Genomic DNA, 560 nt, shown 5'->3' with positions numbered 1-560 from the left:
GTACATGAGGGAAGACAGCGGGATGGCGGTGCTGGTGACGCAGCAGTCGCTGAGGGAGGGGCTGGAGACGGCGACGACGAAGGTCGTGTCGCTGGACGGAGACGCGGACGTCCTCGGAAGCGAAGACACGACGCCACCAGAAGTGAAGGTGGAAGCGGAGTCGGTGGCGTACGTCATCTACACGTCAGGGACGACGGGGCGACCGAAGGGAGTGCAGGTGCCGCACGGGGCGGTGGCGCGCTTCCTCTCGGCGATGGCACAGGCTCCTGGGTTGAAGGCAAGCGACGTGCTGGTAGCGGTGACGACGCTGTCGTTCGACATCGCAGTGCTGGAGTTGCTGCTGCCGCTGTCGGTGGGAGGGAAGGTGGTGGTGGCGCCGCGAGAGACGGCGGTGGACGGCAAGCGGCTGGGAGAGTTGCTGGAGGCAAGCCGGGCGACGGTGCTGCAAGCGACGCCGAGCACGTGGCGGCTGCTGGTGGAGGCGGGGTGGAAGGGCCCGGGCGTGAAGGCGCTGACGGGCGGAGAAGCCCTGCCGAGAGAGTTGGCGAAGGCGCTGCGGG

At 68.6% G+C, this 560-nt stretch carries 1 protein-coding gene; it reads left to right on the top strand.

What is annotated here, in order from left to right; all coding sequences use genetic code 11:
* Nucleotides 1-22 precede the first annotated feature (22 nt).
* Nucleotides 23-560, top strand: a 538-nt coding sequence (locus U8525_RS34420) for an AMP-binding protein (RefSeq protein WP_374270965.1), incomplete at its 3' end; no start/stop codon positions are given.

The sequence above is a fragment of the Corallococcus sp. RDP092CA genome (assembly GCF_041903675.1).
GTDB lineage: Bacteria > Myxococcota > Myxococcia > Myxococcales > Myxococcaceae > Corallococcus.
The sequence above is the reverse complement of the archived record's forward strand: the minus strand, read 5'-3'. Positions and strand labels throughout refer to the sequence as shown.